This is a genomic window from Streptococcus mitis, assembly GCF_023110375.1.
Classification (GTDB): domain Bacteria; phylum Bacillota; class Bacilli; order Lactobacillales; family Streptococcaceae; genus Streptococcus; species Streptococcus mitis_CI.
Genome location: NZ_JALDVV010000022.1, coordinates 3,452 through 9,687 on the forward strand (window position 1 = coordinate 3,452; position 6,236 = coordinate 9,687).

General features: G+C 35.0%; 3 protein-coding genes and 3 pseudogenes. 3 read left to right on the forward strand and 3 right to left on the reverse strand.

Annotation, left to right across the window (positions count from 1 at the left end; genetic code table 11):
- The coding region (locus M1G12_RS09675) for a G5 domain-containing protein (protein ID WP_247942425.1) at positions 1-449 on the forward strand (449 nt) is incomplete at its 5' end.
- Positions 450-521: 72 nt separating this feature from the next.
- On the opposite strand, the pseudogene M1G12_RS09680 reads toward M1G12_RS09675, so the two are convergent.
- A pseudogene (locus M1G12_RS09680) lies at positions 522-1,880 on the reverse strand (transposase).
- A gap of 645 nt (positions 1,881-2,525) precedes the next feature.
- On the opposite strand from M1G12_RS09680, the gene M1G12_RS09685 reads away from it, so the two are divergent.
- On the forward strand, positions 2,526-3,311 hold the full coding sequence (locus tag M1G12_RS09685; RefSeq protein WP_084864323.1) for a trypsin-like serine peptidase: 786 nt from the start codon (positions 2,526-2,528) through the stop codon (positions 3,309-3,311).
- Between the two features lie 177 nt (positions 3,312-3,488).
- On the opposite strand, the pseudogene M1G12_RS09690 reads toward M1G12_RS09685, so the two are convergent.
- Positions 3,489-3,607 (reverse strand): annotated as a pseudogene (locus M1G12_RS09690) (transposase); the annotation flags it as partial.
- A gap of 319 nt (positions 3,608-3,926) precedes the next feature.
- A pseudogene (locus M1G12_RS09995) lies at positions 3,927-4,046 on the reverse strand (IS30 family transposase); the annotation flags it as partial.
- 283 nt (positions 4,047-4,329) lie between these two features.
- Here M1G12_RS09995 and M1G12_RS09700 point away from each other — a divergent pair.
- The coding region (locus tag M1G12_RS09700; protein ID WP_247949831.1) for an SdrD B-like domain-containing protein at positions 4,330-6,236 on the forward strand (1,907 nt) is incomplete at its 3' end.

A 6,236-nucleotide genomic window follows, 5' to 3' on the forward strand; every position in this document is an offset into this window, starting at 1 on the left:
TAGTAGTCCCAGTTGTAACGACTAAGGAAGAGACCAAGACAGAAGAAGTTGCTTTCCAAACTAAGGAAGTCACAAATCCAGATCTTCCAGAAGGAAGTCGTCAAGTGAAAGCTGCTGGTAAGAAGGGCGTTCGCACCATTGTTTACACAGTTACCTACACAGACGGAGTAGAAACAGGTCGTGTTGAGAAATCTAACACAATCACCATTCCAGCAGTAGATGAGATTGTCGAAGTTGGAACTAAGAAAGTAGCTTCTACAACAACCAACGGTGATAAGAAAGATACTGCAACAACAGGGAACCAAGCTGAAAACACTAAGAAAGAAGAAACTGCAAGCCAAGATAAGAAAGTTCTACCAAGCACAGGTACAGCTTCTACTAGTCTTCTTTCAATCATCGGTCTTGCCTTTGCAAGCCTAGCAGCTTTTGTCCTTCGTAAGAAAGACTAAGCCATTCTTAATAAATAAGAAATTGAATTCTTAATTCCGGCTCATTGTCAACTGTATTGGGTTGATGAAAAGTTATAACCTGGAGAGGACCAAATTGGTTCTCTCCTTTTTGATATTTAGAGCAATGAGAATTCTAGTTTTAAAGTTGTCAAAGTTCCGGAAGCCAAAAGCATTTTGCTTGATGAATTTGATAAAATTAGTGGTAGCTTCTAGTTTTGAGTTTGAGTAGGGAAGTTCCAGTGCATTAATGATCTTGTCCTTATCTTTCAAAAAGGTCTTAAAAACAGTTTGAAGAATAGGGTTTACAGAATAAATTGCTTTTTTAATCAGATCAAAGAAATGGTCAGCCTGTTTCTCTTGAAAATGAAAGTGCAGGAGTTGATATAGATTACAGTGCTGTCTAAGTTCTTGAGAGTATGAAAGTAGCTTTTCTAGAATTTCTTTATTGGTCAAATGTGACCGAAAAGTAGATCAATAAAAACGTTTATCACTGAGTTTACGGCTATCCTGTTGAATGAGTTTCCAGTAACGCTTGATAGCCTTGTATTCATGGGATTTTCGCTCAAACTGATTCATGATTTGAACACGGATACGACTCATAGCACGTCTGAGATGTTGGAGTAAAACAGTCCAGTGGACTGTTTTAGCCTGAGTTTAGAAATAGATTAACGAAGGGTGAAAGCAATCAAGTACAATTTTTGCATTTTGGAGTGAAACAGTCTGGGGGACTGTTTCAGCCTGAGCCTAGAAATTCGAAAGCGGAGCTGTTTAGCCAATTTGTAGTAGGAGCTAAACATATCCATAGTAATGACTTTGACCCGTTTTCTAACCTGTCTAGGATAGCGTAGGAAGTGTTTTCGGATGATAGCTTGTGTCCTGCCTTCAAGAACAGTGATGATGTTGAGATTGTCGAAATCTTGCGTAATGAAACTCATCTTTCCCTTAGTGAAGGTATACTCATCCCAGGACATAATGTTAGGAAATCGGCTAAAGTCATGCTTAAAGTTGAAAGTCATTCAGTTTACGTATGACAGTTGAAGTTGAAATGGCAAGCTGGCGAGCAATATCGGTCATAGAAGTCTTTTCAATCAACTTTTGCGCAATTTTTTGGTTGATAATACGAGGGATTTGGTGATTCTTCTTGACGATAGAAGTCTCGGAGACCATCATTTTAGAGCAGTGATAGCACCTGAAACGGAGTTTTCTAAGGAGAATTCTGGTAGGCATAGCAATCGTTTCGAGGTAAGGAATTTTCGACGGTTTTTGAAAGTCATATTTCTTCATTTGACTTCCACAATAAGGACAAGATGGGGCGTTGTAGTCCAGTCTAGCGATAATTTTCTTGTGTGTATCCATATTGATGATATCTAGAATTTTTATGTTTGAGTCTTTGATATCGAGTAGTTTTGTGATAAAATGTAATTGTTCCATATGAATCTTTCTAATGGTGGCTTGATTGCTTTTCATTATAGGGCATATGGGACTTTTTTCTACAACAAAATAGGCTCCATAATATCTATAGGGGATTTACCCACTACAAATATTATAGAGCTGTATAACACATAGGTGTTTTTTATGCCTATAAATAGAAAGATTTTAAATTAGATTACACCAACCGCAGGCAATAGCTTACGGTTTTTTGATACCCAAAATGATACCCATAAATATTGACTATGTAATTTTAGGGTAATTTTTTAGAATCTGATTTGTTGATTTTTCAAGGTTTTGAAGGCTATTGCATAATAGCTTTTTTTATTGCAACAATTAGCTTTCATTTGGCAACAGGATCCCTTGACGCTGTTTTGTTAGCTAAACTAAGTCTAAGATTAGTCTTGGCTAGCTATCCTAATAGCTTCAAGCCTCTTATCAAATGAAATCGAGTACTAGCAATAATCTAGTTGAACCATCTAACTTTTAGGAGGGGATGTGTGTCTAACTCATTATAGAACTTTCGTTAAAACGATTTCACCTTTTATTAAAATTTAAATAAAATTCCACTTAATATATTAAAGGGTTTTTTATATAATATATAATATAAGGCGTAGAGAAACAATATTTACATAAAGGAGTTTTCTAATGAAAAATAACTGTTTTACAAAGATTATTTACTCAGCATTTATTCTTTTAGTCTTTATTCCTCTAGGTACAGCTTTTGCTGAAGAAGGAATTCGAACCCCAGTTTCAAGTCAGGAAAAAAGTCAGTTTCCATATAATATTACTTATGCATGGAATATTAACAAAGAAGGTTCTTCTAAAATGCGTTGTACAGGTACTATAATCAAAGATAATTGGCTACTATCAGCTGCTCATTGTGTCGCAAGGGAAGATGGAAGTTACGGAAGTTGGAATACCGCAGAATCTGAAACAAACGGTTCCACACACAATTTTTTAATGAAGATGTACAAAAAAAATGTTTTCGTAAAAACACCATTTAAACCAATGCCTGGATATGCAGGATATAACGATCTTCAGCACGATGTTAGTGTTACAAAAATTGTTGAACCCACTACCATTAATACTAAGACTCCAACTTTGGTGATATACAAAGATTTAAACCGTTTGATTGGAAAAACAGTTACGACAACAGGTTATTCTCGTTATTATAGAGGTGATTTTACTAAGACATCAGGGAAAATTACAGCTGTTGAATCAGATGGCACACTTACCGTGAGTATGCCAGCAGCACAAGAAAATTCTGGGTCAGCTGTATACCTTGATGGGGAAATAATTGGAGTTTTAACTGCAACTGGACCAGGATCAGAAGGTATGATAATGGCTGATACGACAACAGTTACACCATTTACTCTTGACATCAAAAGTAAATTATTCGATCCCAACGGGATTTCATCTGTTGTAAAATAATGCCATAATCATTTTCTCTACGTTTTTGTTGAAATATCTACATTACTTTTTATACACCATGAACAAATCACTATGATTAGTAAGTTTGTTTATTATTAAAGATGTGGGATAAGAAGCTATGTATGATATTTTTCGGCTCATTGTCAACTGTAGTGGGCTGAAGAAAAGATAAGATATAGAAAGGATGAATTTCATCCTTTCTTTTTTGATGTTCAGAGCGATAAAAATCCGTTTTTGAAGTTTTCAAAGTTCTGAAATCCAAAGGCATTTCGTTTGATAAGTTTAATGAGATTATTAATAAAAGGTTCTCCTATCGTGTTTCCGCCCAGAACAGAATCGATTTCCCAATCTCCAAAACGGGAACGATTATTGACCTCTTCTGGACTTTCTTCAATTAACTTTCCTAGATGTTTCTTGGTAGAGGGACAACTAATCTATATGTTGGAGTCTATAGATATGAACAAAGGTATCCAAGCTATATACCATTGTTTTCTCTCTCATCGCTTCTGTAAATTCTCTCAGAAAGTCGTCTGAAACACGATCTAGTTTCAGCTAACAGCTGACTTATCTAGCATGACGGTAATAGTTATGGGCAGCATATGCATAATAGTGTTGCTAATAGACCTTCTGCCTGTTTGCTTTTTTTACTTGTGTGATGAAACCACGATTACTTTCACGAGTAATAGTAGAGCGATTTCTCCCCAGCCGACGAGCAATCTCTGCACGTTTGAGTTCTAAACATAAATAATCCTCAAATTTTACTCGTTCAGATTCAGATAAGTGTTTATAGGATTGATTCTAGTATAAAACTGTTACAAAAGAAAAAAACAATTATTTTTAATATTTTTAAACGAAGTAGTTGCAGGTAGAGAAAGACTATGCTATTATTAGAGTAGTTAATAGTTACTAATCTTTTTATAAAAACTTTAAAAGATTATAGAAATTATTGACAAAAAATAACTAGAGCATTGAGATAGTGTTTTTGAACATTATCAAATCTTTTTAAGAAGGAGAAGTTATGTTTAAGTCAAATAAACAATCAACTGAACGAGTGATTCGTTTTGGGATTCGGAAGTTCAATGTAGGTATTGCTTCGGTTGCTGTAGCTAGTGGACTTGTTCTATTAGGAACAAGTACTGCATATGCTGATGTCAATGCTGGTGTAAGCAATGGAGCGACCCCAGTATTAGGAATTAATGATTCATCGGCTAATGAAGAAAGTTCTAGGAATATTCCAGAATCAAATACAGCGAATCAACCCGTTGAAACAACTTCAAATAGTAAGCCGACAGGGGTTCCTGAATCAACAACGGCTTCTGATGCTGTTGAAGGAAAAGATATTTCTAATGATATTAACCCTAGTATCGAATTAAGTCATGAAACAACTCCGGTTGTAGTTGATAATGGAGATTCACTTAACGCTAAAATTAAATTTTCAGCTCCTAGTGTAAAAGAAGGAGATTATTTTACTGTCAAGTTCAGCAATGAAGTTGATTTGACTGGTATTACACGTCCTAAAGACTTTGATACAAGTATTTGGATTGAAGATAGTATTCGATTGGCTAAAGGTCACTACGATTCAGCTACTAACACGGTGAAATTTGTAATAACAAAAGAAGCAGAAGTGTTAAGAAATATCGAGGCATCTAAAAGTTTTTATGTTGCAGTGAATAGGGATATTGTTAAAGAAACATCAACAATTACACCAACTATTTCAATTGGAAATACATCAAAGCAGTTTTCTGTACCTGTTAGATATAATCAAATCGATAGTTCTAAGGCAAATGCAGTTAATGGACTTGCAGTTTCTAGTTTGATTACAGAAAGTAATGACAAAACAAAGGAAATCACAAGCGTTACCTTTGCAAATATTAACAGAGTTAATGTTAATAATGCTATTTATACAGAAAAAAATCTAAACAACAATGTTGCACAATTTAACTCCAATGATACTGAGGTGAAAGTCTATCGAGTCCCTGCTAATGTTGCACTTGATTCTAGTTACCACTATGACCCGTCTAAATTAGAAGATGTTACTGCAACATATTCTCCGACTTATAGTGGAAATCAGATGAAGATAAACTTTGGTAACATTTCAGATGCGTTTGTTATTGTAACTAAAAATAAAACAGTAACTAAAGCAAATGCAGATAATACGATGTTAGTATCCTCAACAATGGAGGGAAATGTTAATGGCCGGATATATACCAAGTCAGTCGCAAATGCAAATAGATCTATTACTTTAGCTGCTCCTGATGAAGGTGGCTATAATACAGCCGACCTCCCATACGCTTTAGGTGATTTAGTTTGGAATGATACAAATAGAAATGGTATCCAAGACGAAGGTGAATCAGGGATTCCAGATGTAAAAGTTTCGCTATTTGATGATAAGGGACAGCTTATAGCTACAACTACAACAAATGACAAAGGACAATATTACTTCTCGAAAGTCTATAATGGTACATATAAAGTAAAATTTGAAACACCAGAAGGATTTGTTTCAACTAAAAAAGCAGGAACTTCAGATGAATCTAAGGATTCGAATGGTCTTGAGACAACAGTTGTAATAAAAAACTCTAACGACTGGACAATTGATTCTGGATTTTATAAACAATCAGGTGATGTTGTTGTAAAATATGTAATAAAAGGGACTGATACTGAGATTCAAAGTTCACAACCTGTATCAGTAGATGAACCGATTGATACAAATTATACATCAGATACCCCTATTCTTAAACCACTTGAAATTCCTAAGGATGGCAAGACTTATAAATTAGTTGGGCATAAAGTTGGGTCAGCTCCTGAAAGTGGAAAAGTTAATGAAGAAAAGCAGACAATTATTTATGAATACGAAGAAGTTCCAGAAGCACCAGTAAAACGCGATGATAAAGCTATTGTTATTTATCGTCATGTAGATGCACAAGG